Consider the following 26451-nt stretch of genomic DNA (forward strand, 5'->3'; position numbering starts at 1 on the left):
AAGCCCAATGGCACAACACACAGTTGCGCAGGCTTCACTTAAGAAATGATATTATTTAAGAAAAGCAATAATAAAAGTGTTTTCATCAGGTACACCAAGGCCTTGAGTATCGATCTAATGCAAAACTGTGGTTTCTTATTTCTTTATCACTCTTTTATCTTGCAGATCAAAATCGAAAATTACCAAATAAAATCATATAATTACACAAAATCTGCCGTTATTAATTTCAGCACCAAAAATTATCAATCACATAACAGGTGATGGTTAAATTTAGCACCCCTTTTTTTAAATTTTACAACCTATTACCACCACCAAATAACGGATAAAAAATTCAAATAAAATATAATTAAAATAATACTACCAAAGCCGTTGACAAATAAATTAAATATGCCATATCTGTAATCATAACAATAAAAAAGGAGCCATTATGTCAATCACAAGTGTTGTATTAACTAAAGAACAAAAATCCATTATTGCAGAAGCATTAGAGGTTATGCCCGAAGATCTGGAAGAAATAAAAATTAAAGCAACCAGCTATAAAAAGACGTCCTTCAGGGACGATTTCTCAATGATCTTTAAAGGTAATATGGCGACACTCGCCAGAATGGATTTGACGCCCACAGCATTTAGAATTGTTCTTTATCTCTTCTCAGCCATTGATTATGGCAATATTATTCCTGATTTTTCACAGTCTCGTACAGCCAGAGAGCTTGGACTTAATAAATCTAATGTTTCACGTGCATTTAAAGAATTATTTGGGAGGAAAATACTTATTCGTGACACCATAGATAATGAGGTATACCTGAATTCAAATTTATGCGTTAAGGGAATCCCTCGTCGTTTCAATGAAGATCTGATGGATAAATTCAGGAAGTCCAGACTGGAGACAGAAGACTTTTCCAATTCGTTTAACTTTTATCGTGCAGAAAGTAAAACAAAGCCGGTTAAAAACTCCAGAAGAAAATATCCTGCAGACGGAATTCCATTTTAAAAACATTACAGCATGGTAACTTTTTTCTCCACACGAGTAATAAATTTAACCAAAAAAAGGATATCTTTATGAAACAAAAACGCTCCACTTTTCTTCAAAAGAATAAATCTTCTGTTGAAAGACTGAATATGAATAATACTATTTACAATGTATTCTGGTTGCTTACATTAACCGCTTCGCATACGCCAGACAGAGCATTTTTTTTCCCTATTTTTTATCGTATTACGTATATTGCACAGCAAGAATGGATACATATCACACCCGGCTGCTTTTATCAGACCATCGATGAACTGATTGATATGAATATTATTAAACCTACTAAATTTAAATATCATCACCGTTTAAACCCTATATTTTTCAGTTTTCCAAAATAAAACAAAGAGCAGGAGATAACAGTCCAGAACATTATTATCCCTGTAATGTTTTTTATAGCAAAACCTGATGACCACTACCAAAAGAACATTATTTTTATATATTATTACTAGTTGAATTAAAATAGAGGGCACAGACATGCGCTGTCTGTACCCATGATATTTTACTACAGACCTTACATCTTTTTATCTGCGTTACTATTTCTGACACTATTTTTTTCATTGACAATGTGCTCAATACACTTTCGTAACTCATCATTAATGGTAACATCTGTCCCACCCTCGACCAGTATAGAACACAACACATAAAGAAGGACGTGCTCAAAAGCTATCTCTTCGACCGGATCTACATAATCACAATAGGCCTCAATAGCCTCATATAAGCTATTCGGTGAAGTTACAAATGCACATACAAAATCTTTATCTTCTGGCACTCTGATTGAATTATTCATTTTAAACCTCCTGTACTTATTAATATATAGTGCCACGGTAAACTGTCATAATAACATTCACCAATGACTTTTTTATTACTTCTTAACACTCAAGTCTGACCTAATACTACTTATGATGTATCAGGCGGCCCTCTGCTCATTGCTGAATAGCGCCATTTGTTTTCACATGCTGGAATTAATATATTCATCATTAACCCCGTAATCAGGCTGCATTATTACGTGAGCGCTCAATTGCAGATGCGATCCATTCATCAACTTCACTTTCAACAAATGCAATTGCACGCGAACCAATTTTTATTGGTTGTGGAAATAAACCTTCGTTGATTAGACGATAAATCCAGGCTTTACCATAACCGGTTTTATTCATAACTTCAGGAAGTCTGAGCAGGCGTATATTTTTATTGTTCATTTTGTTTTCCCTTTGTCGTTGTAATGGGGTCACTATACGAACAGTTGGGAAAAGAAAGGAGCGAGCTTCCTAACTGCAGGGTCATGGTCTGCCCTGCAGTAGTAGACTTCGGGAATTTGGGATCAGTTAGAATCAGAGAGTTTCATCACATCTGAAACTCTCATGTTTTTCAGGTGGGGATTTCGGTTCATGAAAAAATTGAACTGCCTAATGAAGTCTATCGTTGCAGCTTTCATCGCAAGTGGACGATCTGAGTCTTTAATGTGATACCCTAAACGGATGGTTGTTTCTTCATCTTCATCAGTATAAAGAAGCCGGGAGAGGCGATCATCTGAGATTCTTAGTCCTTTCCTTTTTGCCCAAAGTAAGATGTCCAGCATCGCAACCAACCTGTAATTTATGATTTTTTTAATGGTTCCATAGCCGAAACGAACGATACCAGTTTCATTAACTTCCACTTCTTTTACCGTTCTCCATTGTGGCAGAGCCGCTTTTATCGATTCGGCTATTTCATCGTCAGTACCACTACCAAGATCGATTTCAAGCAACACCGTTTTCTCGCATAAGGGGGACAAGAGTTGTGACACATAAGCTTCGTGATGAGGCGCATTAACACAATATTCATCGTTTCCTTCCTCCCAGGTGAAAAGATTGACACTAAGGGCCATTACACTAAGTTCAGCAAGTCTGGTGATATCGGTGATAAAAATGTGTGGAGGACTGTAGAGGGTATCGTTAACGGTTGGATAATCGAGTTGCTTCCCTTTGAATAGATGGGGGTTACCACTGAAAATTTCAGTCATGTACACCCACAGCCCTTTCTTTTCTTCTTCAGTAGGCCATGGCTTGTACAGAAGTGCTCTTGCCCAAAGTTCGTGATACAAGGCATTTAAACTGATGTCTTCGAGCTTGCGATAGTTATCTATGTCAAGCCAAGCTTTGATTTCTTTAGTATGCTCTGGTGACCAGTTTTTCAAAATTCAAATCTCCTGCCTTCTTAAAGATTTAAGTCATGCGAATAGAGTTCAGTTAGTTTGAAAAAACTACCGTATTCACTTATCGATGAAAAGCAGTTCCTGCTTGCGAGTTAACCTAGACAGAAGGAAGTTGAACTGAGAAATTTGTTATCTTTTGATGCATCTTGCCAAGTTCTACGTCCTAGCAGGGAAATGGCCCGACTACACCCTGCCTCTTACTTTACTCTGGGCGTATCTTGTCGTTGTTCTCGACCTGTTCGCCAGAAAACCCAGAGGGGTGGGCAATGAAATTCGATTCTCACCTGCGAGCAAACTTGCCATCAGAGCACTGGAAATGGCGTGGGAGCGCCATGGGTTAACAACGGGTAAAAAGTGATCCACATACCGCACCACCGACAGTCTATTGTTGATCCACCTTGTTTACTCAGTATTAGCTTCAGCGATAACCCCGGCTTTCCGTTTTTGCTTCAGTCGATAGCCTTCTCCTTTTATTTGCACGACGTGTGTGATGTAAAATCCAGTTCAACATTGCCGATGTAATGGTAGCATCTCCCGCGAAGGTTTGGTCCTATAGTCCGGACGGCAGGTTACAGACGTAAATTTACAGCAGGTGTTTCTGATGTTTCCATGGGTGGTTTGTTAAAATTTTACTTCCTTACATCAGAAACGCCTGTCCTCTCTGTTGCATTTCTCAGAATTTCTGATATCTAATGAATTTAAACATTTTTTTATGGGGGTGTTTATGGACTTAGTTACGTCATTATTACAAAGGGGATTATTAGAAAGGGCATTAGACCTTGCCATTTCTGAATCATTCTTCAATTCAAGATCACCTGATGATATAAAGCATGCTTTAAAAGCTGGGTATGATATTAATGCTGTTAACAGTAACGGCAACAATGCCATTTTTGGCTGTAGAACCCTTGAAGCACTGGATTTTCTGCTCAGCCATGAAATTAATGCACACCATATTAACGAGCAGGGACAAAATGCTCTCTTCCATCAAAAAAATCCCGAAATACTAAAGAAGCTGATTGAACTAGGTTTAGACACTTCGCATACAGATGCTAAAGGCTATACCTGTATTTTTGAGCATTACAGGGATGCTGAAGGACTACAAGTATTACTTAATGCAGGTTGTGATATAAATCATGTCGATAACAGAGGAAGAAATATTCTCTTCCTTCCCCTCTCCCCTGATGTTTTATCCATAGCAATAGATGCCGGATGCAATGTCAACCATATTAATCATGCAGGAAAAGGGTTCATCGAAGAAGAATATGATGATGAACTACACAAGATCATTCTCCGCCATATTGATAAATTCGAAAGAAGAACGTTGCATGTCGATTTTTGCAATACCAACTCAGTATTATTTTTATATGAACTCTCTGAATATGGATTCAAAATAGAGCTCAATAAAGACCGTTCCTTAATTAACAGTTACATTAGCGATTACAAAGATATTTTAAGCACTCTTGATTGTATTAGTGACATTCAAGATGTTAATTTCTATAATTATGGCGGTGATCCTCTTTACAAAGATATCGATGAGCGAATTGTAAAGTGGATGATAAGAAATAATTTTCTCATTGATCTTACAAAAATTTCTGATGATAAAAATCATGATCATATATTAAAATACAAAATCAGTTACGAGCAAAATGAATTATCCAGAAATTTAAAACATGCTAAAAATAAAATTGCAAAAGTCAAAAACGGTGGAAGGCTGTGATATTTATTCGCAGAGTGTTGTCTGAACCACCGAATTGAAGGCGTTGAGGGTATCCAGATCCGTTGTTAAGTCTTTATACATGTGGCCATACCTTTACCATTGATGGTGAAATATACAATTACCCTCTGAACATAAAGGGATGGACATCATGACAAAACCCGGTGAAACAGATGATGATCTACTCACTCCAGACGAGGTATGCGGGCTCCTACGGATAACCCAAAAGACAATTTGTGAACGGAGCAATATGCACCGGTAACGCCAATTGCTCGCACCGTTCCGGTTTTCTGCGAAGGGGATGCGCTATGAACGGCGCAATCTGAAAGCGTTTAACGATAAATACCGCCATAAGTATTAAATTTATTCTGGGGATGGGATTTTCCATCCCATAACTTCGAGTTCTCTACTAATGAATTGGTATGCAGGTAGTATCTCTTCCAGATTCGCATGTTTTTGTACGAAGATTGAAAAAGCCAGAACCGCACTCATTTTTTCTTTATAGAAAAAGTATTGTCTTAGTGGATGTTTATCTTCGCCATATACTGGAAATTCGATCCCAGTATACTTATCCCCCATATTTTTATAGAATTGGTCCAAGGTAAGATCATAGATCTTTGAATCAACCTCTACCCAAAAATGATGATATAGCCTATTACGAGTAGAGCCATGTACTACTTTTATGATATCGCGGGTAAAAAAGTGGCTAAGAAGCATCCCTAGAAATACAGATGCACCTTGGCAACAATTCTCAGGAAACATGCCGAAGAATGGCACACCCGACTCATCAAAATAATCGAAATTTTCTTCAAAGACATTCCGCAGGTCTTTGGCAAGCTTTGTAACTAACCCGTCCATGATTGTTTCTACTATAAAGAAGCCATGCATTTAACATGCATGGCTACGTGAAACTTAAGAATTAGAGCGCTTAGGTGGTCTCGTAAATTGTACCAAAGCTCCTTTATGCTCGTTAGCCTGCTCTTCACGCCGCTCGGCCAGCATAGATTTTAATTTTGCCAGATGCACAACAGCAGCTTTCTTGCCGGTCAGATAGCCCTCTGGTAAACCAACCATCATTTCGACATCGATAGCAGACAATCCCGCAAAGGCAGCAAGCCGTTCAACTGAAATAATTCCAGAAGACGCCAACAATTCAATAGTACGTTTCAACAAACGTGGTTTTTCAGGCTCACGATAATCATCTCCCGGCTCTGATTTCACTCCCCAACGTGCTGAACGGCGTTTATAAAGATTTTGTTTCTCTTCTTCAGTAATAATATTCAGCACATGCAAACGCATGATGCTTGCCGCGACAGAAATACCGTAGCGTTGTTTAATTAAAAGCAAGCTATCTAATGTGACCGGGGTTCTAATTTCTTCGGCAAACGTCTCGGCAGGAAGCAGCAGCGCCCCCGCAAATTTATGAGCCTGGCTTTCCTTCAGCTTATAACGTTCAGCTTCGAGCTCGTTACCAACGTAGCGGTGAAGGATTAGATGCCCAATTTCGTGAGCAAGGTCAAATCTGCTGCGAAAAGCATTACCTTTATCCGAAGAGAGGAGAACAAAAGGAACACTTAGAGTCTCACTCCAAGCGGAAAGCCCTTCAATCTGCGCGACACCTGTTTCCTCTCTGACAACGATAATACCGTTACTCTCTGCGGCTAAAGTAAGGTCCGGTATTTCCTTTGTACCAAGATTCCAAAGGGCACGGCACTCACTAGCGGCATCTTCGATATCTGCATCACTAATTTCATCGATGTTTGTAAAACTACGGTGCGGTAATTTTAGCTCCGGCAGATCTACAAACTCAGTCAGCTTAGTAACCAACTCATTAGCCCAATGGATTCGAGTTTCTAACATTGCTCGTGCTGCTACATGAGCTGATGCATTACTTCTGAACAGGGGCTTTGACATACCCGGCAACAGAGGGCGCGTAAACCATTCAGGAGTAACATTTACGACTGTAGCCAAGCGTTCTAAGGCCTCGGATTCTGGAGCCTGCTGGCCAGAACGCCATTTACTGATGGTAGCTGGCGATACGCCAACCATCGTAGCTAATTGAGTTTGGGATAGCCGCCGGGCGGCTAGTACTTGCACTAACCTATCCGGTTGAAATTCAGCGATGCCTCGGCTCATACATCATCTTCCTCGGTTCCATCTTTTTTGATAATGCCCTTTTTGAGTGCAGAGAATGCATTATCTTCTTGGAATGGAACTACATCATATCGGGTTAAAAAAAGTTCAAGTGGCTCATGGAAAACCCAGCTCTTCCCGTCAGAACTTGGAACGACAAGCTCTATAGACATCGGGGCTTCGGGTTGATTCTGCAATGAACCGGAAAAACGGCATACTACGAACAGTGTAGCTTTCGGTACATCAGAACCATCGGAGAATAAATCCGGTTGCACCACTTTTTCCACAGAAACGTTTTCGGCAATGAGCTCTTGCTTACGTTTGCTGCGAAATAGTCTCTTCCACTGGTTATCATTGTAGCTTTCACGAACAATCGTGAAAATACCGCTATGGCCTTCTACAATACGGTTACCACGCAGCTTGCCGGGATTACAACAGTTGGCCTCAAACACCTCATAAATAGTTTCATTCAGGTTTAAATGACGATCATAACCAAGCGCGGTCGCTCTGTGGTCTAGCTTCTTCTTTTGCGCATAATCGTAAGAACGCTTTGATGCCGCGTAAATCGCGTCAGAAAGGGCCATGAAGAGTTGTTTTTGAACATGCTGAACAATGAGATCTGCCACTTTTGATTTTTTCACGACCATTTCCTATCACTGTCACTGATAGGCGTGATTTTACACCCATATTTTTTCGTGTGTCCACAAAAAAACATCAAAAAATTTCCTTTACGCGGAAAATGACATTGATGATGGTATTTATTTTATCGACCCGATAGTACCGAAGTTGTACTTTTGCTCTGAAATAAAGCGGTATAATAAGAGAATTGAGTCTATCCCGACGGGGAGAAAAGTGCTCACGCCTTGCAGCTTGCCTCACCTATTTTCTCAAGGCGGTGACGTGTAAGGCGAACATGCATGAGTGCTCTAGAAAACCTGTTGGAATACTATCCTCTGTCTCTTGCGGCTCAACTGCTCAACTGTAATGAGTTGCTTTTCTTCCTCAGTTTGTCGATCCCGCCCCGGATCCTGTCTGGCTGCAATTTCTTGTCTTGAGCAGTATCCAGAAGCTGGCTGGAATTGTTTCCCTGAGGTCAGTCGTGAAGGCATCAGGAACATTTGAAAACTGGCTAGGTAAAAACCCAGGCGTTGTCATGATAAGCCTCGGTATCCGCATGTTGTTTAGCGGGTCTGGTGTCGTATCGATATCTGCCAGTTAAGTTTTGCCGAAACGGTAAACCCAGTGTCCGCACCTAGCTCATAGCAGACATGATTACACTGGCATGTTATTTTGAATTCACTTGGCGTACTGGAACCATTCAACGTGCTATGGTTATATTTTAAGGTTCCTTTTTGGAACCCTCCACGAAATAAATTTAAATTAAAATATTAAATATCAACAAGATAAAATTCAAAGCACAGAGACGCCAGCCCACCAAAATTCTTTGTTGATGGTCACCAGAGCCTGACACGAAGTCCTGAAAGCCCGCACGGCGCAAGCCTGCGGGCTTTTTTGTATCCTCAATTCATCCAGCCAAAGCCATTACCACCTGTCAGAACCCTTCCAGCACAATCTTCCCGACCGCACGCCCTGTTTCCAGTTGAGCGTGGGCTTTCTGCACATTCGCCGCCGTGATCGTCCCGTAGTGCTCGCCCAGCGTGGTAGTAATCACCTGGTCGTCAATCAGCCCTGCCACACGGGTCAGAAGCTGATGCTGGGCGATCATATCCCGGGTTTCAAACATTGAGCGGGTGAACATAAACTCCCAGTGCAGGGAGATGCTCTTCGCCTTCAGCGGGCGGGCATCCAGCGTCTCGGGATCGTCAATCAGCGCCAGTTTGCCCTGCGGCGCCAGAGCCTTAATGATTTCAGCGTAATGCGCCTCGGTGTGGTTCAGGCTGGCGACGTGGGTCACCTCGTTGATGCCCTGTGCGGCGAGCGCTTCCGACAGCGGCTTGCTGTGGTCGATAACATAATGCGCCCCTGCCTCCCGCACCCACTGCTGGCTTTCAGGGCGCGAGGCCGTGCCGATAACGGTCATTTTCGTCAGCTTGCGCGCCAGCTGAACCAGGATTGATCCCACCCCGCCCGCGGCACCGACGATCAGCAGCGTGTCGCCTTCGTTACCCTGCTCCTGAACGCCCAGCCGATCGAACAGCATCTCCCAGGCGGTGATGGCCGTTAACGGCATCGCGGCGGCCGCGGCGTTATCCAGGGATTTTGGCTTAAGGGCCGCAATGCGCTCATCCACCAGCTGATACTCGCTGTTGCTGCCCGCCCGGCCCAGGGCTCCGGCATACCAGACTTCATCCCCCGGCGCGAAAAGGGTCACCGCCTCGCCCACTGCGGTAACAACGCCCACCGCATCCCAGCCGAGAACCCGCGGCGTATCTCCGCTAAACCCGGCGCGTACCTTGGTGTCCACCGGGTTGACGGAGATGGCTTTCACTTCAATCAGCAGATCGTGCCCTGTCGCCGTCGGCTTCGGCAGCTCAATCTCATGCAGGGCGTCGATGTTGTGGGGTGCAGAACGGGTAATAGCAATGGCTTTCATAATCTCTCCGGCGTTTTATTAGCGGTGTCGCAATAATTTGATGGTAAAGCGAAGCTGTGACGGGAAAAATAGCCTCGCGGAGACAAGACTTATACTCGGGAGATGAAAATGGTGCGGCTTGAGGATCTGGTACTGTTCGTTCGCGTCGCTGCCCTGAGCAGCTTCAGCGATGCGGCACGAGAGGCGGGCGTCCAGCCGGCGCAGGTCAGCGCCGCCATCAAACGGCTGGAGTCAACCCTGGCCATCCGGCTGTTTGCGCGCTCCACCCGCAGCCTGCGCTTAACGCCGGAAGGCGAGGCCTGGCTCCCCTACGCGCGCCAGATGCTGGATGCGATGTATGCCGGAATGCAAAAAATCCAGACCCCGGAAGAGGAGATCTCCGGCACCCTGCAGATTGCCGTCCCGTCGGATTTAGGCCGCAATTTGCTCCTGCCGGTGTTTCAGGCCTTCGACGAACGTTATCCGGCATTACGGCTGCGCATCTTTTTCTCCGACCAGGTAGCCGATGTGTTTAAGGATCCGGTGGATATCGCCTTTCGCTACGGCATGCCGGAAGATGCGTCCTATATCTCTCTCCCCGTCGCCCCCGACAACCGCCGCGTGCTGGTAGCCTCGCCCGAGTGGGTCGCCCGCCACGGTGACCTGAACCATCCCGATGCGTTAAGGCGGGTCAACGCCCTGACCTTTGTTCTGCGCGGGCGTCTTCACGATCGCTGGACCTTCTTCCGCGACGGCGAAATGCACAGCGTGAACGTCAGCGGCAGCATGATGAGTGATGATGCCGAGGTGATCCGCCGTCTGGCGGTCTCCGGAGCGGGCGTGGCATACAAATCCTGGCTGGATGTGGCGGAAGATGTCCGCGCCGGTCGGCTGCAGGTGTTAATGAAAGACTACGAGGGCGAGAGCGTGCCGCTGAACATGATCTGCCCGCACCGCAAGCAGCTCTCCGCGGGTGTCAGGTTACTGTTTGAGGCGGTCAAAGCCTGTTGTGAAGGCCAGGCAACACGTTAATCCTCTGGAAGACGATATTTGCCTGCTTTTTTGGTACGAAAAGCGGCAAAAATGCGCTATAAAAGCCGCATGAAAATCCCAAACAGACTCCAGCCCCTGGTCGATGACGGCCTGATAGACAACGTGCTTCAACGCCTGAAAAGCGGCAAAGAGGCAGACGTTTACACCGTGCTATGCGGGGACCAGATTCAGTGTGCCAAAGTGTACAAGGAAGCGTCACAGCGCAGCTTTAAGCAGGCCGTGCAGTATCAGGAAGGCCGCAAGGTGCGCAACACGCGTGACGCCCGCGCCATGCAAAAAGGCTCTAAATTTGGCCGTAAGCAACAGGAAGAGGTCTGGCACACGGCAGAGGTCGATGCGTTATTCCGTCTGGCGAACGCCGGTGTACGCGTGCCTCAGCCCTATATGTGTCTGGACGGCGTGCTGCTGATGGAACTGGTCACCGACGGTGATGGTGCCGTTGCGCCACGCCTGAGCGATGTCTCTTTAACGGAAGAAGAGGCTGTAAAAGACTTCGACACCATGATCCGCAATATCGTGCGCATGCTGTGTGCCGGTATTGTTCACGGCGACCTGTCAGAGTTTAACGTGCTGCTTGATGACCAAGGCCCGGTGATTATCGATCTGCCCCAGGCGGTGGATGCCGCCGCGAACAACCATGCGCAGTCCATGTTTGAGCGCGATGTGAATAACATTACCGAGTATTATGGTCAGTTCGCCCCGCAGCTGCTGAAAACGCGCTATGCGAAAGAGATCTGGATGCTCTATGAAGACGGAAAACTGACCCCGGAATCGCCGCTCACCGGCCTGTACGTCGAAGAGGTCCATGATGTGGATATGGATTCCCTGCTGGATGAGATCATTTCGGCAGAAGATGAGTATTACGAACGTCAGCGTGCCGTTAAAGAACGCGAAGACGACTAACGCCATGAAAGCCCGCATATGCGGGCTTTGTTTTTAGCCCTTAAGGCAGCAGGCTGTGGTGCACCTTAATCACCGCTTTTTTCACCCTCCCCGGCTGGGTGACGTAGCAGCCAGGTTTATGCGGCTCCCCGGGCATAAAGACGGCAAACATCCCCGGCGTTAACGTCAGAGACAGTTCATTCTCAATGCGCTGGCAGAGCTGATAATCCTCCTCCTCATGCCACGCATCACACTCCCGGGCGCTGCCCCCCAGGCCGTAATAAATCTGCTCTTCCCCTTCCAGCAGGATCTGAATATCAATGTAGCGGCGGTGCAGCTCGGCGCGTTTCTCTTCCGCACCTTGCGTCGCAAACGCCATCACATTGACAAATACCGTCTCCCCCTGTAGCGGATAGCTTCCCGGAGCGAGGTCTGCGATCCCGGCGCTCAGCGCCTGGTCGATAGCCTGACAGAACGCCGCCGGCAGCCCGGCCGCCTGAAGCTGCTTGATATCACCCACAATCATTGTAAATGTCCTTGTGCCCATAATGCCGCGCCCAGCAGTCCTGCGTTGCTCTGATGACGGGCGGAACAGAGTTCGGTCTGGTACGCAGAGGGTTCCTGCGCCAGGTAGTGTTGTACCTGCGGGAGATAACCGTCGGCCAGCCCGATGCTGCCACCCATCACCACCCGCTGGCAGTCGGTCAGGGCTTTCAGATCCGCAATCAACCGCGCCAGGGTTCTGGCGGAACGCGCAATCAGCGCCACCGCCTGGGCATTACCCCGGGCGGCGTGAGCGAATATAGCTTTCGCATCCAGCCCGGCCAGCTCCCCTTGTGCGGCCGCGGCGATCCCCCGCCCCGAGGCGATGGCCTCTACGCAGCCGGTTCGTCCGCAGCCGCAGCGCGGCCCGTTCGGGTCGGCAAGGGTGTGCCCGCAGTGGCCAGCCAGCCCGCCGGAGCCAGTCACCAACTGGCCGTCATGAATCACCCCTCCCCCGACCCCGGTCGAGACGGTGATGAATACCATGTCGCGGATGGCGGGCGGCATCTGCTGATACTCGGCCAGCGCCGCGGCCTGGGCATCGTTCAGGGCCACGCCGGGGAGCCCGGTCAGGGCGGATAAACAGTCCACCAGCGGGAAGTGGGAAAGCCCCCCGAGGTTGGACGGGTTGATCGAGGTTAATACCCCGTTCTGAATAATCCCGGTCGAGGCGACGGCAAAGTGCTGCGCCCGCAAAGAGAGCGGCATCACCAGCTCGCGCAGCGCGGCCTCCAGCGCATCCGGGGTCTGGCTGGCGGGCGTCGGGATCTCCCGGCGGGCGATAATCTGCAGGGCGCTGTCCACCAGCGCCGCGGCGAGCTTGGTCCCGCCGATATCAATGGCGAGCGCGATCATCTTGACGCTCTCTGTAATGCATCTGACGCGATCAGGGCCCCGCTAAAGGGTTTGCCGTCGATGGCGTCGTGGGTACGCAGGGCTTCAGGATGCAGCCAGCGCTGCACGCGGGACGGCATATCAAAGCCAATCAGCAGGATGACGACAAAGGTCAGGCCGAACGAGAGCGAACAGAGCGCAGTGCCAAGATCCAGCCGCTGGGCGATAAAGGCCCCCAGCACCGGGGCTAACGCGCCACCCAGCGCACCGACGTTATAGGTAAAGCCAAGCCCGGCCGCGCGCTGCTCGGTATCAAAATAGCCGCCGATCAGTTTAGGCAGGATGCCGGAGATCCCCTGTCCGAACAGCTGCTGGAAGAAGAGCAGCAGACCCAGCACCCAGACGCTGCTCCCGCCGATGGCGAACACCGGAATGATCAGCAGCTGTGAGGCCAGCAAGCTCCAGACATAGGCTTTCCGCGTGCCTAACCAGTCCCCGAGGAAGCCCCCGGCGCAGCAGCCCGCGGCGGAGCCAAAGCCGCTGAAGAACAGCACCTGCGCAACGGTGGCGGGATCGTACGCCAGATCGGTTTTCAGATAGGTAGGCAACAGGGCCTGAATCGGCCAGGAGTAGAGGAAGGCAAACAGCACCACCACCATCAGCGTAACGCCGGTCGGCCAGCGTTTACCGTTGCTCTGCACCATAAAGCTGACAAAGATCCCCGCGCACAGCAGGCCGAGCACGGCGACAATCGCAGCGCTCTCCAGCTGGCCTGCGAAGCAGAACCACAGGGAGACCGCCGCCACCAGCGTCATGGCGATATTCATGACCCGATGTTCGCCGCGATAGAGAATGTCCACCATGGTTTTAACCGGGGTTTTGCTCTGCTGCTTCTCCTTCCAGTCTTCGGCTTCAGGAATATTTTTACGCAGCCACAGGGCAAAGATAATCGGCAGAATGCCGATGAAGAACAGCGCCCGCCAGCCCCACTCCGGCACCACCAGGCTGTAGACCTGAGCCGCCACCACTGCCCCAACGGAGAAGCCGGAGATCAGGAAGCCGCTGGCTTTATTACGCAGGTGTTTCGGCCAGCTTTCGATCACGTAGGTCGCGCTGGAGCCGTACTCCCCCGCCATCCCCATGCCGATTACCAGACGGGCGATAAACATGGTGGTGTACCCCTGGGCCAGGCCGCACGCCAGGGTGCCGACGGAAAAGAGGACAATACTGCTGACCATCGCCAGGCGGCGACCGTAGCGATCGCCCATCGCGCCCAGCATCAGGCCGCCAAACCAGCGGGAGATAAAGGCGGCGGAGATCAGGCTCGCGGCGTGCAGGGTAGTCAGGCCGAATTCGGTTTTTATATCGGTGAGCACGAGGGCGATCAGAACAAAATCAAAACCATCAAGAACGTAACCGACCCAGGCGGCAGAAAACGCACGCCACTGTTGACGGCTGAGGCAACGATACCACGGGACATTTTGTGTCATTGTATTCATGTCAGTCTCCGCAATGGGTAAACCCATACGCTGTTTTTGTAGGGTACAGCTTGAGTGATGCCGGACAGGCCCGGCATCAGACGTGGTCTTAACCTTGTTCTTTTTCGTGCTGGAGCTGTTGCGCTAAGGCCCGCAGCTCAGGCAGGTATTTTTCATCCACCGGCGCAAATGGCTTGCGGCACAGCGGCACCTCAATGACGTCCATGTAGTGCAGCACCGTTTTCAGGCCGCGGAACACGCCGACCTTGATCAGCAGGTCGATAACCTCATTACATTTTGTCTGCAGCGCCTGGGCGGTGGCGATATCCCCTTCTTTCAGGGCTTTAACGATCCCCTGATACCGCCAGCCCATGATGTTGTAGGTGCTACCGATCCCGCCATCCGCCCCAGCCAGCAGGCCGGAGGCGAAGATCTCGTCGTAGCCGTTGTAGAGCACCAGATCCGGGTGCGCCCGGCGGATCTGCTCCATCTGGAAGAGATCCCCGGAGGTCTGTTTCAGGGCCCCCACGCCCGGCAGGGTCACCAGGGTGTTGATCTGATCCAGAGAGAGTTTCACTCCGCTGAGGGCCGGAATGTTGTACACCACCATCGGCAACCCTTGTGCAGAATCAATGATCCCCCGGTAGTGATCGCAGTGTTCCTCAAAGCTGAACGGGTAGTAGAACGGCGTCACGGCGGAGACGGCGTCATAGCCAAAACGGCTGGCGGCCTGGGCGAGCTGCTGGCTCTCATGGGTGCTGACGGTGCCGACATGAGCAATCAGGGTGATTTTTCCTTTCGCCTCTTCGGCAACAATTTCAAGCACTTCCTCGCGTTCAGCGCTGCTTTGCACAAAGGCTTCGCCGGTGGAACCCCCAACGTACAGGCCGTCCACGCCCTGGGCAATGTTGAACCGCACCAGCTGGCGCAGGCTTTGGGTATCCAGCTGCTGCTGGTGATTAAACGGTGTAAGCAGAGCGGGCATAACCCCTTTCAGCGTAACTGACATAGTAACCTCGATAGGTGATGATGATGTTATGACTGTAGACCTTTATACCTGTTATACCAGCAAGGCAGAAACAAACATCAACGAAATGCGCAGAACGCGATCCAGTTCACTAAACGATCGTGGGGCTACTTGCGGCGCTTTTTACTCTGTTCGAAGGCGTGCCAGGTGGCGAAAACGCTGGTGAGGTGCGCCTGCAGAGCCTGTTCAGCCGCATCGGGATCCTGACTACGGATCGCCTTAAAGATGGCGATATGCTGTTGATAACTGGTGTTATTATGCTCGCGCAGCGCCTGCTCGGGCACCGCAGGACGGGCGGCGATCAGCCAGTCGATCAGGGCCACGTGGATGGCCATAAAGATAGGGTTATCCGGGATCTCCGCCAGCACGCGATGAAACTCGACGTCAGAGCGGATAAACAGCGCATTGTCATCCAGCGACTGGCTGTTCAGCTCCAGCGCTTTTTCCAGCAGGGCAATTTGCGCCTCGCTGGCATGCTGGGCGGCATGGCGTACCAGGCTGGATTCGAAAAACAGGCGCAGCTGTTCGAAGTGGGCAATCCCGCCCGGATGGGCCAGGAAATCCTTCGCCATACCGGAGAGCTCGCTGATGATGGTATCCGCAGACGGACGCGAAATGCGGGCGCGCTCGCCGTTCTGGATCTGCACCAGCCCTTTGCGTTTTAACGCCGCCAGCGCTTCACGCACCGAAGGCCGCCCGACGTTAAAAAAGGCCATCAGCTCTCGTTCAGAGGGCAGTTGCTCCCCTTCGGCAAACTCACGACGACGGATCATCTGCTCCAGCTCTTCTTCCACCATCTCTGACAATTTTTTGCGCGCCAGCGGACGACGGCGTAATGCACGCCCAATGGTTTCCGGGGAAGTTTCTGCCTGTTTTTCGCGGGACAAAGTCATAGACGTTACATCGTAAGAAGTTGAGTTAAAGAGTTCTTTATCATACCACAGGCATTACCGCCAGGTGAGAGGCGAACGGACCCACTACACGCTGAATAATTATCAATTACAAAAACGATTGCATATTCTCTGATATTCACCGGCATTATTAATTTTGACCAACCGTTCAAATATCCCTTCGCAGGGTAATATTATTGTTACCACCCCAGGAATTTAAAAAAATAAATTTGCCTGCTAAATAATTTGCCCATTCAAAAAAACAGCCACAAAAATAATTTCGAAAATATAGACAGCGCCCTTCAAATTGTACAACTCTGCAAAAATGGCGTAGAAAAAATAATAACCGCGCCTCTGGGTGCTCATAAGAAAGTATTATTGTGGGAAGATAAAGACACTCCATAGTTATCTCAATAGCGAGACAGTAACATGTGATAACACTTTTAAACATTCGTTAAGCCCCGCTAAAACCTTGTCATGCCTGTGGCCCTAACCCTTTGAATGCCTGTACGCATTTAAAGCGTCGAGTCCGTCAGTGATTTTATTTATCTCTCTCCAGGAGGGATAAATAAACTTACCCAAAATTTACCCCCGCACCCCCGGTAATAACGGGGAAAGGGCACTGTCATTAACGACTTAACACGGAGCGCATTAATGCAATCACCGACCCTGGATTAATCCCGCACTACCGGCACCTTCTTTTCGCACAATTTTTAAACAGCGAAAAAGAATGATGATAGCGATTCAAGATTGAGGTAATTAATTATGGCCGAACAATATGATTTTACTGTCACGCTGCATGACCTCGAATTTATTCTCAAGCAGATCAAGATCTCGGAATCCGCCACGAATGCCGATGGCACCGTCAACGGCGACGCGCTGCGCGACGCGGTAGGTGACCCGCTGCTGCCGTACGGCATTCGTACCGTAGACGGCTCCTGGAACAACCTGTTACCGGGTCAGGAGATGTACGGTGCTGCCGATCAGACCATGCCCCGTCTGGTGCCGCTGGATCTGCAAGCCATTCAAAACAATCCAGAACTAGCCAAATATCTGAGTACCTCCGGCCCTAACGGCGTGGTGACCGATTCCGACCCGCGTACCATCAGTAATATTATTTCCGACCAGAGCAGCAATAACCCGGCGGCAGTGGATGCGGCGGAGGGACTAAAAGACGCCCCCGGCGGCGGCACCAGCGAGAATGGCAGCCTCTCCATCCCTAACCTCTCCCCGGATGTCGGCCTGTCGCCCGCCTTCAACGGCTGGATGACCTTCTTCGGCCAGTTCTTCGACCATGGTCTGGATCTGATCCCCAAAGAGGGTAACGGGATCGTCTTTATCCCGCTGATGCCTGACGATCCGCTGTACAAGGAGGGCTCCCCGACCAACTTCATGATCCTCACCCGGGCCAAAGTGGATGCCACCCACAATACGGTGAACACCACCACCCCGTGGATCGATCAGAACCAGACCTACACCTCTCATCCGTCGCATCAGATCTTCCTGCGCGAATTCACCTTCATCGACGGCAAACCCGAGCCAACCGGCAATCTGCTGGATGGCGCGCACGGGATCGCCACCTGGGGTGAGGTCAAAGCCCATGCCCTGCAGTTCCTCGGCATTCAGCTGACCGATGCGGATATTTTCAACGTGCCGCTGCTGGCGACCGACCGCTACGGCAACCTGATGTTAAGCGCGAACGGGAAAGTGCAGATTGTCACCCTTCACGGCCTGGTGGAGGCCAACGGCGGCTTGCTGCCGTCAGACACCCTGCGCACCGGCCATGCGTTCCTCGATGACATCGCCCACACGGCGGTGCCGAAAGTTGACGCCAACGGCGTCCTGCTGGCCGATGCCAACGATGTGATTGGCGGGGCACCGGAAGCCGGTACCTACGATAACGAACTGCTCGATCGCCACTTCATCACCGGTGATGGCCGCGGCAACGAGAACGTCGGCTTAACCGCGGTGCACTCGGTGTTCCACGACGAACATAACCGTCTGGTGGAGCAGTACAAAGCCACCATTCTGGGGTCGGGTGATATCAGCGTGATCAACCAGTGGCTGATGCCGAACCACCAGATCACCGAGATCCCGGCGGACACCAGCACCCTGGTGTGGAACGGCGAATACCTGTTCCAGGCCGGGCGTTTCACCACCGAGATGGAATACCAGCATCTGGTGTTTGAAGAGTTTGCCCGTGCCGTGCAACCGGCGGTCGATCCGTTTGTCTTCTCGAACACCGCCGACATCAACCCGGCGATCTTCGCGGAGTTTGCCCACGTGGTCTACCGCTTCGGCCACTCGATGCTGACCGAGAGCGTCGATCGTATCGGCCTGGATATGGCAAGTGACGACCTGGGGCTCATTCAGGCCTTCCTTAATCCACTGGCCTTCGATAATGACGGCTCCATGGAAAGTCATGCCGCCATCGGGGCCATTGTGCGCGGGATGACCCGTCAGGTGGGGAACGAAATCGATGAGTTTCTGACCGGGGCACTGCGTAATAACCTGGTCGGGCTGCCGCTGGATTTAGGGGCGCTCAACATCGCCCGTGGCCGTGACACCTTTATGCCCACACTCAATCAGGCCCGTGCGCAATTCTTCGAACTGACGGGCAACAGCGAGTTGAAGCCCTATGAGAGCTGGGCTGACTTTGCTGTTTACCTGAAAAATACCGCCTCGATCCTCAACTTTATGGCCGCCTACGGGCAGCATCAGTTGATCCTTGACGCCACCACCATCGAAGGTAAACGTGCCGCGGTAGATTTCCTGCTGTTTGGTGATGCCAACGACGCGCGACGTGCCGACGCGTTTGACTTCTTCAACAGCACGGGCGCATGGGCTACCAAAGAAACCGGCCTGAACATGGTCGACTTCTGGATTGGCGGCCTGGCAGAGCGGAAAAATGAGTTCGGCGGCATGCTCGGCTCCACCTTCAACTTCGTCTTTGAGACCCAGATGGAGATGCTGCAGGACGGGGACCGCTTCTACTACCTGAGCCGTACCCAGGGCCTGAACATGCTTACCCAGCTGGAGGCCAACTCGTTTGCCGCCCTGGTCATGCGTAACAGCGACCTCGGCAATGAAGGCTCCTCTCACGTACATGCGAAACTGTTCATGACCCCGGATCATATTCTGGAAGTGAACACCGGGGTACAGATTGGTGCCGACCCTAAATGGGGGAATGCGCTCAAAGACCTGCTCACCCCGCTGGTGGTGCGCAAAGCGGCCGGGGCGGACGTCGACGGCGATGGCAAGGCGGATGGCGCCTACCTGAAATACATCGGCGACGGGCACGTGGTGCTGGGCGGCTCTGCTGGTAACGATACCTTAATCGGCGGCAAAGGCATCGACAGCCTGTGGGGCGACGGCGGTAACGACCGTCTCGACGGCGGCGATGAAGCGGATACCGTGCACGGTGGCGACGGGGACGACATCATCACCGACACCGGGACCCCGGTAGGCGACGCCGACTTCCTGCACGGCGATGCCGGGAACGACGTCATCTTCTCCGGCAACGGTAACGACCTCAGCTTCGGCGGCAGCGGCCAGGACTTTATTGTCGTCGGCGAAGATGCGCAGGAGGTGTTTGGCGGCCTGGGCAATGACTTCATCATGGGCGGTTCCGGGGCCGACGCGCTACTGGGCAACGAAGGCGACGACTGGCTTGAGGGCGGCGACGGCTTTGACTCCCTGACGGGTGAAAACTCCGAGCTGTTCTTCAACAGTACCATTGTCGGTCACGACGTGCTGAACGGTCAGGGGAACGACACTGACTACGACGGCGAAGCGGGCGACGACATCATGGTGCAGGGGGCGGGCATCCAGCGTAACAACGGGATGGCAGGCTTCGACTGGGCGATCCACAAGGGCGACGTTGTCGGCGCGAACTCTGACCTCGGCATTCCGATCTTCGTTAACCAGCAGGAGTTTATCCTGCGGGATCGCTTCGACCTGGTGGAGGGGCTGTCGGGCTGGAAATTTAATGATGTGCTCACCGGGACCGATCAGCCGCTTGGCACCGCCCCGGTTCAGGGAACGCCGCTCTCCAACAACCTCACCCTCGACGGGGTGGCACGCATTAACGGCCTCGATAAGGTGGTCGGCAGCAGTCTGATCAACGGCGCCGTGGATGGCGTGGTGCTGAACCCGGACAACGGCGCGGACATTATTCTCGGCGGTGGCGGCAGCGACCGCATCATGGGTAAAGCGGGGAATGACATCATTGATGGCGATGCCTGGCTGAACGTGCGTATCGAAGTGCGCGACGCCCAGGGTGGGGTCATCAAAAGTGTCGACAGCATGAAAGAACTCAGTGCCGACATGCTGAACCGCGTGATCAACCCGGGCCAGCTGCACATCGTGCGTGAGACCCTCAATGACGGTAACAATGGCGAAACCGACATTGCGCTCTACCGCGACGTCAACGGTAACTACAACTTTACCCGCAACGCCGACGGCAGCCTGACGGTCAACCACGCTACCGTCTCCGCCAACCTGCCTTTAGGTGACGGCACCGACCGCCTGCTGAATATCGAAAAACTGGAGTTTGGCGACAACACCCAGCTGTGGGTGACATCGCAAAAAGCCACCGGCAGCGTCGACATCAGCAACAAAGCGCCTGGGGTGGGCGATCTGCTGCGGGTCAGCACCGCTAACCTGGCGGATGGCAACGGTCTGGCGGACAACCTGCCGATCACCTACACCTGGCAGGCGCTGATTGGCGGCCAGTGGCGCGACCAGGCCACCGGCACCGAATTCCGGGTGGGCAATAACCTCTTTGGCGCGCAGCTGCGGGTCACCGCCAGCTTCAACGACCGCATGGGCGATGCGGAATCCCTGGTGTCGGCGATCACCGGCACGGTAGGACCACGGGATCAACCGACTCGCGGCGTGCCGGTGGTCAGCGATCTGACGCCAACCCGCACCCTGGCCCTGACGGCTGACGTCTCGGGTATTACCGATGGCGATGGCCTGACCAACGGTAACAACTTCCGCTACCAGTGGCAGATGAGTTCGGGTCTGGGCTTCATCAATATTGCCGGAGCCACGGCGGCCACCTTTACCCCAACCCAGACGACGGTAGAGCGGCAGCTGCGGGTGGTGGTGACGGTGACCGACGATGAGGGCAACCCATCGGTGACCCTGACCTCAGCCCCGACCCAGCTGGTCGGTAATCTGCTGACCGGTAACAACGGGGCGAACACCCTGTTCGGCACATCCGGCAGCGACTACATCGACGGCGGCGCGGGTAACGATACCCTGCTCGGTCTGGCGGGCGACGACGTGCTGATCGGCGGGACGGGCAATGACGACCTGGACGGCGGCGTGGGTGCTGACCAGATGGCGGGCGGCGTCGGCAACGACACCTATCACGTGGACAATGCGGGCGACGTCATCACCGAAGGCGTCAACGCCGGGACAGATACTGTCGAGGTCACCGCCGCCAGCTACGTGATGGCCGATAACCTTGAGAACCTGACCTATAGCGGAACCGGCAACTTCAACGGCACCGGTAACGCGCTGGCCAACACCATGACCGGCGGCAGAGGCAACGACACTCTCAACGGGATGGACGGTGACGATACCCTGTTCGGTCTGGCCGGGAACGACACCCTGATCGGCGGTAACGGTAATGACAGTCTGGATGGGGGTCAGGGTGCCGACGCCATGAGCGGCGGTCTCGGGAATGACATCTATACCGTGGATAACGCGGGGGATACGGTGGTGGAAGGGGTCAACGGCGGGACCGATACCGTCCGGGTGAGCCTCAACACCTATACGTTGACCCAGGATGTCGAGGTCCTGACCTTTACCGGCAACGGCGGCTTCACCGGGACCGGTAACGCCCTGGGGAACACCCTCACCGGCGGCTCCGGTATTGACCGGCTGAACGGCGGCGGCGGGAATGACACCCTCACCGGCGCGGGCGGCAACGATGTCTTCATCTTCGGTGCCTCTTTCGGGCAAGACGTCATTACCGATTTCGACAGCAATGCGGCCGGGGGTCAGGACGTTATTAACCTGGCGGGAAGAGGTCTGACGGCGGGCAACTACCTCAGCACCATCTCGGTCACGGCCAATGGTTCGTCGACCGTCCTGAACTTCGCCAGTGGTGAACGAATCACCTTAACCAATACGGCGGTGAGCGCAATAACGGCAACTGATTTCCAGTTCAGTTAACTCACGACGTCAATAAATAGTACCCAGACCTCATTGATGTAATAAGGAGCACCCTATGCCGCGCCAGTATAAGTCAACAGAACTGAAAAAAGCCCTCAAGGGGACCAGGCCTGCTTTTATTACCCTGCTGTTTTTTGGCAGCGTGATAAATATGCTTATGCTGGCGCCGGCAATTTATATGCTACAGGTGTACGACCGGGTTCTGGCCAGCCAGAACACCACCACCCTGCTGATGCTAACGCTGCTGATCGTTGGGTTATATATCGTTATCGGGATGATTGAGTTTGCCCGCTCCAGCGTGATGATCCGGCTGGGCAATCGCCTGGACGTGAAGTTAAATCAGCTGGTCTTTAATGCCGCTTTTAAACGCAAAATTGCGACGGGGGATAATAACCCGGCGCAGGCGCTGAACGAGCTGGCGCAGATCCGCCAGATCCTCTCCGGCAACAGCCTGTTTGCTCTGCTCGATATTCCCTGGACGCCCTTCTATTTATTAGTGGCGTTCCTCGTCCATCCCCTGCTGGGTTATCTGTCGCTCGGCGGGATCGTGATTTTACTCTGCCTGACGCTGCTCACGGAGCTCTCCACCAAAACGCCGATTCAACAGGCGCAGATGCTGAGCGTCAGCAATTCGATCATCCTCAACAAGCAGCTGCAGAACTCCGACACCATCGAAGCCATGGGGATGCTTGCCACCCTGAAAAAGCACTGGCTGGAAGGCCATACCAAAGTGATGGTGCTCCAGACCCACATTGCCGATAAATCGGCGGTCTACAGCAGCCTGAGCCGCTTTGTCCGCGTCCTGCTGCAGTCCGTGTCGCTGGGAGCCGGTGCCCTGCTGGTGATCGCCGGTGAAATCACCCCCGGGCTGATGATTGCCGCCTCGATTATCCTTGGCCGGGTGTTGAGCCCGGTGGAGCAAATCATCAGCAGCTGGAAGCAGTTCGTGCAGTTCCGCAGCGGCTGGAAACAGCTTACCCACCTGCTGGAGGACTACCCGGCCTCTAAAGCGATCCTCACCCTGCCGACCCCGAAAGGCGTCATCAGCGTCGAAGGGGTGTTCGCCGCTCCTCCGGGGCAGAAAGCCGCCACCCTGCGCAACATTTCGTTCCAGCTCGAACAGGGCGAAGTGCTGGGGATCATCGGCCCTTCCGCCTCCGGTAAAAGCTCGCTGGCGAAGCTGCTGGTGGGTGTATGGCAGCCGCTGGCCGGAAAAGTGCGGCTGGATGGGGCTGACATCTGCCAGTGGGATAAAACCCTGCTCGGCCCGTCGATGGGCTATCTGCCCCAGGATGTAGAGCTGTTTGACGGCAGCATCGCCCAGAACATCGCCCGCTTTGGCGAGGCCAACAGCGAGCTGATTGTGGCCGCGGCGCAGCTGGCCGGGGTTCACGAGATGATTTTACGCCTGCCGCAGGGCTACGACACCCGGCTTGGCGCCAGTGGCCATCAGCTCTCCGGCGGCCAGCGCCAGCGCATCGGACTGGCCCGGGCGGTCTACAACAATCCGGCCTTTATCGTCCTTGATGAGCCCAACGCCAACCTCGACGACGCCGGGGAGATGGCGTTGCTCAAGGCCATCAACGCCCTGCGCGCCCAGGGGCAAACGGTGGTGCTGATCTCCCATCGTCCGACCCTACTGGGGGTAGTGAATAAAGTGCTGCTGATTAACGAAGGTGCCGTTCAGGCGTTCGGCCCGCGCGAGCAGGTGTTTGCCAACCTGCGCCAGGCCAACATGCTGAAATCGGTCCCTGTTGCGCCAGCAGTCGTTAGCGAGCCGCCTGTTGAAACCCATCAAACCCCACGTGAGGCATTATCATGAACAACAACAATAAAAGTCCCGAGATGCCAGACGCCGATCTTGTCGATACCAATATCTGGCCGCCGTTGATTCGTGGCCTGGCGGTGATCCTGATTGCGGTCGGCGGGTTTTTACTCTGGGCGGTGAAAGCGCCGCTGGATGCCGGGGTGGTAGCCGACGGGACGGTGACGGTCTCCAGCAACCGCAAAACCATCCAGCACTTAAGCGGTGGCCGGGTGACCGACATCTTTATGAAGGAAGGGGAAGCGGTGAAGAAGAACCAGGTATTAATGCGCCTGGATACCCTGCAGCTGGATATGCGCTACAGCGCGTTAAGCGCCCAGTATATCTCCGCCAAAACCAGCGAAGACCGGCTGCTGGCGGAACGCAACGGCGCACAGAGCATCACCTTCAGCGAAACCCTGCTCAAAAACTTCGCCAACAATAAGCGCCTGGCGGAGAGCCAGCAGCTGCAGGCCAAACTCTTCCAGACCCGCCAGAAAAACATTCAGGATGAGCTGTCGATGATCGGCGAGTCTCTTGACGGGCTGGTGGGGCAGATCGAGAACCTGAATAAAATAAAAGGCTACCGCGAGCGTCAGTTCACGCTGATCAACCGGGAGCTGGGGGCTATCCGGGCGCTGAGCGAGAAGAACTACTACCCCAAAGCCCAGCTGATGGTGCTGGAGCGTGAGGCGGCGGAGATCTCCAGTACCGTCTCGGAGGATATTCTCAATATCGCCAAACTGAAGTCGCAGCAAAACGAACTGCGGATCAAAGCCTACCAGGTGCAGCACCAGTACCAGCGGGAGGTGGAGTCTGAATTAACGGATAAACAAAAAGAGGTGGCGATGCTGGAGGACGAACTGCAGTCGACCCGCCACGAGCTGGATAACACCGTGATCCGCTCGCCCATCGACGGCATCGTGCTGGACGTCAAAGTCAGCACCGTGGGCGGGGTGATCCAGCCCGGCGAACATCTGATGGATATTGTCGCCGCCGGACAGCCGCTGCAAATCGACGCCAAAATCCCGGTGCAGGCGATCGATAAAATGGCCCCGGGGCTGACCGTCGACGTGATGTTCCCGGCCCTCAACCACGCCCTGCTGCCGACGGTGCCGGCCCGGGTGCTGACCGTCTCGGCCGACCGCCTGACCGACAAAGTGACCCAGCAGCCCTACTACCTGGCCGAAGTGCAGGTCTCCCCGGAGGGGGTGCGCCTGCTGCGCGATCACAAGATAAAAGCCGGGATGCCCGCCAGTGTGACGATTAAAACCGGGGAGCGCACCTTCCTGAGCTACCTGTTTAAACCACTGATGGCCCGCCTGGAGCTGGCGTTTAAGGAGATTTGATAAGGTCACATGCCGGTGTTGTCACCGCAGTGCGGCCTCTCTGCCCGGCGGCGCTTCGCTTGCCGGGCCTACAAGGTCAAATGCACCAGTGCGGCCTTTTCCCCCTCGCCCCCGGACTGCACCACCCTGGCTACCCGAGCTCCCGGCTGAAAATCAATTATTATGTAATTATTTCATTGCGTTAAAGGAAATTAAATTACCAGGGATTCCTCAGTCCCATGGGTGAGAGTCGGGACACCCCGTAGGCCGGGTAAGGCGTAGCCGCCACCCGGCGTTGCACTGCGGCACAAATCACACCACCTCAACCACCACAAACTCCTCGGCCACCAGCTCCATATCATCCGCATACACACCTTCCCGGGTGAAAAAGGCCTTATGCTCCTCGCGCCAGTAGTCCAGGCTCAAGTCCCCTTCCCCCTCTTTGCGGGCAAAGGCTTCTGTCACCTCTGAGAAACGCACCAGACGCAGAGACACCATTCTGATGACGCATACCGGCGCGCCCTGCCCATTAAGAATAATATGGTAACTCCCGGGCCCCGGGGCGGCGTCATCGGCATTAAAGGAGGCCAGAGAGCCGCAGGAGGCGGTCTTTACCCCTTTGACGACCAGGGCTGCCAGCGCGTTTGCCATCTCAGGACTATCCCCGAAGGCCCATGCCCGGGCGCCCGGATATTTCTTGTTTAAGCCATCGATCAAATCCATCGTATACCCTTGTCAGCTCACATTTTAATGCCTCACTGTAGCACGCCTCCTTGCCGATGCGTTTTCGCCTTTCTACGCTTATCTCACTCTATGAAAGGAAAACCT

The 26451-nt window shown here is 52.8% G+C and carries 21 protein-coding genes and 3 pseudogenes; 10 read left to right on the top strand and 14 right to left on the bottom strand.

The window, feature by feature from the left end; all coding sequences use genetic code 11:
- Positions 1-427 precede the first annotated feature (427 nt).
- Together M8318_RS02765 and M8318_RS02770 are read left to right on the top strand one after the other, a co-directional pair.
- The gene (locus tag M8318_RS02765; RefSeq protein ID WP_159514734.1) at positions 428-991 is read left to right on the top strand and encodes a helix-turn-helix domain-containing protein; all 564 of its coding nucleotides are present in this window, start codon (positions 428-430) and stop codon (positions 989-991) included.
- A gap of 68 nt (positions 992-1059) precedes the next feature.
- Positions 1060-1365, top strand: coding sequence for a hypothetical protein (locus M8318_RS02770; protein ID WP_159514735.1), 306 nt, complete (start codon positions 1060-1062; stop codon positions 1363-1365).
- 173 nt (positions 1366-1538) lie between these two features.
- Here M8318_RS02770 and M8318_RS02775 read toward each other — a convergent pair whose 3' ends face one another.
- The 3 genes from M8318_RS02775 to M8318_RS02785 form a co-directional block, all read right to left on the bottom strand.
- Complete coding sequence (locus M8318_RS02775) at positions 1539-1814, bottom strand: hypothetical protein (RefSeq protein ID WP_159514736.1); 276 nt, start codon at positions 1812-1814, stop codon at positions 1539-1541.
- A 202-nt stretch (positions 1815-2016) separates the two neighbouring features.
- Positions 2017-2223, bottom strand: coding sequence for a helix-turn-helix transcriptional regulator (locus M8318_RS02780; RefSeq protein ID WP_159514737.1), 207 nt, complete (start codon positions 2221-2223; stop codon positions 2017-2019).
- Between the two features lie 122 nt (positions 2224-2345).
- On the bottom strand, positions 2346-3200 hold the full coding sequence (locus tag M8318_RS02785; RefSeq protein ID WP_159514738.1) for a DUF6387 family protein: 855 nt from the start codon (positions 3198-3200) through the stop codon (positions 2346-2348).
- 226 nt (positions 3201-3426) lie between these two features.
- On the opposite strand from M8318_RS02785, the pseudogene M8318_RS22705 reads away from it, so the two are divergent.
- Positions 3427-3555: pseudogene (locus M8318_RS22705) on the top strand (IS3 family transposase); the annotation flags it as partial.
- 65 nt (positions 3556-3620) lie between these two features.
- On the opposite strand, the pseudogene M8318_RS02790 reads toward M8318_RS22705, so the two are convergent.
- Positions 3621-3768 (bottom strand): annotated as a pseudogene (locus M8318_RS02790) (ATP-binding protein); the annotation flags it as partial.
- Between the two features lie 174 nt (positions 3769-3942).
- On the opposite strand from M8318_RS02790, the gene M8318_RS02795 reads away from it, so the two are divergent.
- A complete protein-coding gene (locus M8318_RS02795) occupies positions 3943-4935 on the top strand; it encodes an ankyrin repeat domain-containing protein (RefSeq protein WP_262660895.1) in 993 nt (330 codons plus the stop codon).
- Between the two features lie 360 nt (positions 4936-5295).
- Here the strand turns inward: M8318_RS02795 and M8318_RS02800 are convergent, their stop codons facing one another.
- Genes M8318_RS02800 through M8318_RS02810 form a run of 3 tightly spaced genes read right to left on the bottom strand, consistent with a single transcriptional unit; the run spans position 5296 to position 7712 of the window.
- The gene (locus M8318_RS02800; protein WP_159514741.1) at positions 5296-5790 is read right to left on the bottom strand and encodes a hypothetical protein; all 495 of its coding nucleotides are present in this window, start codon (positions 5788-5790) and stop codon (positions 5296-5298) included.
- A 54-nt stretch (positions 5791-5844) separates the two neighbouring features.
- The gene (locus M8318_RS02805) at positions 5845-7068 is read right to left on the bottom strand and encodes a helix-turn-helix domain-containing protein (protein ID WP_159514742.1); all 1224 of its coding nucleotides are present in this window, start codon (positions 7066-7068) and stop codon (positions 5845-5847) included.
- Positions 7065-7712, bottom strand: a complete 648-nt coding sequence (locus tag M8318_RS02810) for a hypothetical protein (protein ID WP_159514743.1) — start codon at positions 7710-7712, stop codon at positions 7065-7067. The genes M8318_RS02805 and M8318_RS02810 overlap by 4 nt, the downstream gene beginning before the upstream one ends.
- Positions 7713-8056: 344 nt before the next feature.
- Between M8318_RS02810 and M8318_RS02815 the strand changes: the two are divergent.
- Positions 8057-8284 (top strand): annotated as a pseudogene (locus tag M8318_RS02815) (LysE family translocator); the annotation flags it as partial.
- Positions 8285-8617: 333 nt separating this feature from the next.
- Here the strand turns inward: M8318_RS02815 and M8318_RS02820 are convergent.
- The gene (locus M8318_RS02820) at positions 8618-9619 is read right to left on the bottom strand and encodes a zinc-binding alcohol dehydrogenase family protein (protein WP_166183455.1); all 1002 of its coding nucleotides are present in this window, start codon (positions 9617-9619) and stop codon (positions 8618-8620) included.
- A 108-nt stretch (positions 9620-9727) separates the two neighbouring features.
- Between M8318_RS02820 and M8318_RS02825 the strand changes: the two genes are divergently transcribed.
- Complete coding sequence (locus tag M8318_RS02825) at positions 9728-10630, top strand: LysR family transcriptional regulator (RefSeq protein WP_262660896.1); 903 nt, start codon at positions 9728-9730, stop codon at positions 10628-10630.
- A gap of 69 nt (positions 10631-10699) precedes the next feature.
- Positions 10700-11554 carry a PA4780 family RIO1-like protein kinase gene (locus M8318_RS02830; RefSeq protein ID WP_262660897.1) on the top strand — a complete coding sequence of 285 codons (855 nt, stop codon included), beginning with the start codon at positions 10700-10702 and terminating at the stop codon, positions 11552-11554.
- A gap of 40 nt (positions 11555-11594) precedes the next feature.
- On the opposite strand, the gene nanQ is transcribed toward M8318_RS02830, so the two are convergent.
- The 5 genes from nanQ to nanR form a co-directional block, all read right to left on the bottom strand.
- Positions 11595-12059: an N-acetylneuraminate anomerase gene (gene nanQ / locus M8318_RS02835; RefSeq protein ID WP_262660898.1), complete on the bottom strand. Its 465-nt coding sequence runs from the start codon at positions 12057-12059 to the stop codon at positions 11595-11597.
- Positions 12056-12931 (bottom strand): N-acetylmannosamine kinase, encoded by an 876-nt coding sequence (nanK, locus tag M8318_RS02840; RefSeq protein WP_262660899.1) that lies wholly within the window; start codon positions 12929-12931, stop codon positions 12056-12058. Before nanK ends, nanQ begins: the two co-directional genes overlap by 4 nt.
- On the bottom strand, positions 12928-14409 hold the full coding sequence (locus tag M8318_RS02845) for an MFS transporter (protein WP_262660900.1): 1482 nt from the start codon (positions 14407-14409) through the stop codon (positions 12928-12930). Before M8318_RS02845 ends, nanK begins: the two co-directional genes overlap by 4 nt.
- Positions 14410-14497: 88 nt before the next feature.
- The gene (nanA, locus tag M8318_RS02850) at positions 14498-15397 is read right to left on the bottom strand and encodes an N-acetylneuraminate lyase (RefSeq protein WP_262660901.1); all 900 of its coding nucleotides are present in this window, start codon (positions 15395-15397) and stop codon (positions 14498-14500) included.
- 125 nt (positions 15398-15522) lie between these two features.
- Entirely contained in the window at positions 15523-16308 is a 786-nt protein-coding gene (nanR, locus tag M8318_RS02855) for a transcriptional regulator NanR (RefSeq protein ID WP_262660902.1), read from the bottom strand.
- Between the two features lie 762 nt (positions 16309-17070).
- On the opposite strand from nanR, the gene M8318_RS02860 reads away from it, so the two are divergent.
- Genes M8318_RS02860 through M8318_RS02870 form a run of 3 tightly spaced genes read left to right on the top strand, consistent with a single transcriptional unit; the run spans position 17071 to position 25644 of the window.
- Entirely contained in the window at positions 17071-22491 is a 5421-nt protein-coding gene (locus M8318_RS02860; RefSeq protein ID WP_262660903.1) for a peroxidase family protein, read from the top strand.
- Between the two features lie 55 nt (positions 22492-22546).
- Positions 22547-24313 (top strand): type I secretion system permease/ATPase, encoded by a 1767-nt coding sequence (locus M8318_RS02865; RefSeq protein ID WP_262660904.1) that lies wholly within the window; start codon positions 22547-22549, stop codon positions 24311-24313.
- Positions 24310-25644 carry an HlyD family type I secretion periplasmic adaptor subunit gene (locus M8318_RS02870; RefSeq protein ID WP_262660905.1) on the top strand — a complete coding sequence of 445 codons (1335 nt, stop codon included), beginning with the start codon at positions 24310-24312 and terminating at the stop codon, positions 25642-25644. Before M8318_RS02865 ends, M8318_RS02870 begins: the two co-directional genes overlap by 4 nt.
- A gap of 291 nt (positions 25645-25935) precedes the next feature.
- On the opposite strand, the gene M8318_RS02875 is transcribed toward M8318_RS02870, so the two are convergent.
- The gene (locus M8318_RS02875; protein ID WP_262660906.1) at positions 25936-26346 is read right to left on the bottom strand and encodes an ASCH domain-containing protein; all 411 of its coding nucleotides are present in this window, start codon (positions 26344-26346) and stop codon (positions 25936-25938) included.
- Positions 26347-26451 lie beyond the last annotated feature (105 nt).

It is taken from the genome of Leclercia tamurae, from assembly GCF_025566055.1.
Classification (GTDB): Bacteria; Pseudomonadota; Gammaproteobacteria; order Enterobacterales; family Enterobacteriaceae; genus Enterobacter; species Enterobacter tamurae.

Bases quoted from the DNA above. Each gene is read 5' to 3' on its own strand.
- M8318_RS02765 (WP_159514734.1), top strand. From the start codon at position 428: ATGTCAATCACAAGTGTTGTATTAACTAAAGAACAAAAATCCATTATT.
- M8318_RS02770 (WP_159514735.1), top strand. From the start codon at position 1,060: ATGAAACAAAAACGCTCCACTTTTCTTCAAAAGAATAAATCTTCTGTT.
- M8318_RS02775 (WP_159514736.1), bottom strand. From the start codon at position 1,814: ATGAATAATTCAATCAGAGTGCCAGAAGATAAAGATTTTGTATGTGCA.
- M8318_RS02780 (WP_159514737.1), bottom strand. From the start codon at position 2,223: ATGAACAATAAAAATATACGCCTGCTCAGACTTCCTGAAGTTATGAAT.
- M8318_RS02795 (WP_262660895.1), top strand. From the start codon at position 3,943: ATGGACTTAGTTACGTCATTATTACAAAGGGGATTATTAGAAAGGGCA.
- M8318_RS02800 (WP_159514741.1), bottom strand. From the start codon at position 5,790: ATGGACGGGTTAGTTACAAAGCTTGCCAAAGACCTGCGGAATGTCTTT.
- M8318_RS02805 (WP_159514742.1), bottom strand. From the start codon at position 7,068: ATGAGCCGAGGCATCGCTGAATTTCAACCGGATAGGTTAGTGCAAGTA.
- M8318_RS02810 (WP_159514743.1), bottom strand. From the start codon at position 7,712: ATGGTCGTGAAAAAATCAAAAGTGGCAGATCTCATTGTTCAGCATGTT.
- M8318_RS02820 (WP_166183455.1), bottom strand. From the start codon at position 9,619: ATGAAAGCCATTGCTATTACCCGTTCTGCACCCCACAACATCGACGCC.
- M8318_RS02825 (WP_262660896.1), top strand. From the start codon at position 9,728: ATGGTGCGGCTTGAGGATCTGGTACTGTTCGTTCGCGTCGCTGCCCTG.
- M8318_RS02830 (WP_262660897.1), top strand. From the start codon at position 10,700: ATGAAAATCCCAAACAGACTCCAGCCCCTGGTCGATGACGGCCTGATA.
- nanQ (WP_262660898.1), bottom strand. From the start codon at position 12,059: ATGATTGTGGGTGATATCAAGCAGCTTCAGGCGGCCGGGCTGCCGGCG.
- nanK (WP_262660899.1), bottom strand. From the start codon at position 12,931: ATGATCGCGCTCGCCATTGATATCGGCGGGACCAAGCTCGCCGCGGCG.
- M8318_RS02845 (WP_262660900.1), bottom strand. From the start codon at position 14,409: ATGAATACAATGACACAAAATGTCCCGTGGTATCGTTGCCTCAGCCGT.
- nanA (WP_262660901.1), bottom strand. From the start codon at position 15,397: ATGTCAGTTACGCTGAAAGGGGTTATGCCCGCTCTGCTTACACCGTTT.
- nanR (WP_262660902.1), bottom strand. From the start codon at position 16,308: ATGACTTTGTCCCGCGAAAAACAGGCAGAAACTTCCCCGGAAACCATT.
- M8318_RS02860 (WP_262660903.1), top strand. From the start codon at position 17,071: ATGGCCGAACAATATGATTTTACTGTCACGCTGCATGACCTCGAATTT.
- M8318_RS02865 (WP_262660904.1), top strand. From the start codon at position 22,547: ATGCCGCGCCAGTATAAGTCAACAGAACTGAAAAAAGCCCTCAAGGGG.
- M8318_RS02870 (WP_262660905.1), top strand. From the start codon at position 24,310: ATGAACAACAACAATAAAAGTCCCGAGATGCCAGACGCCGATCTTGTC.
- M8318_RS02875 (WP_262660906.1), bottom strand. From the start codon at position 26,346: ATGGATTTGATCGATGGCTTAAACAAGAAATATCCGGGCGCCCGGGCA.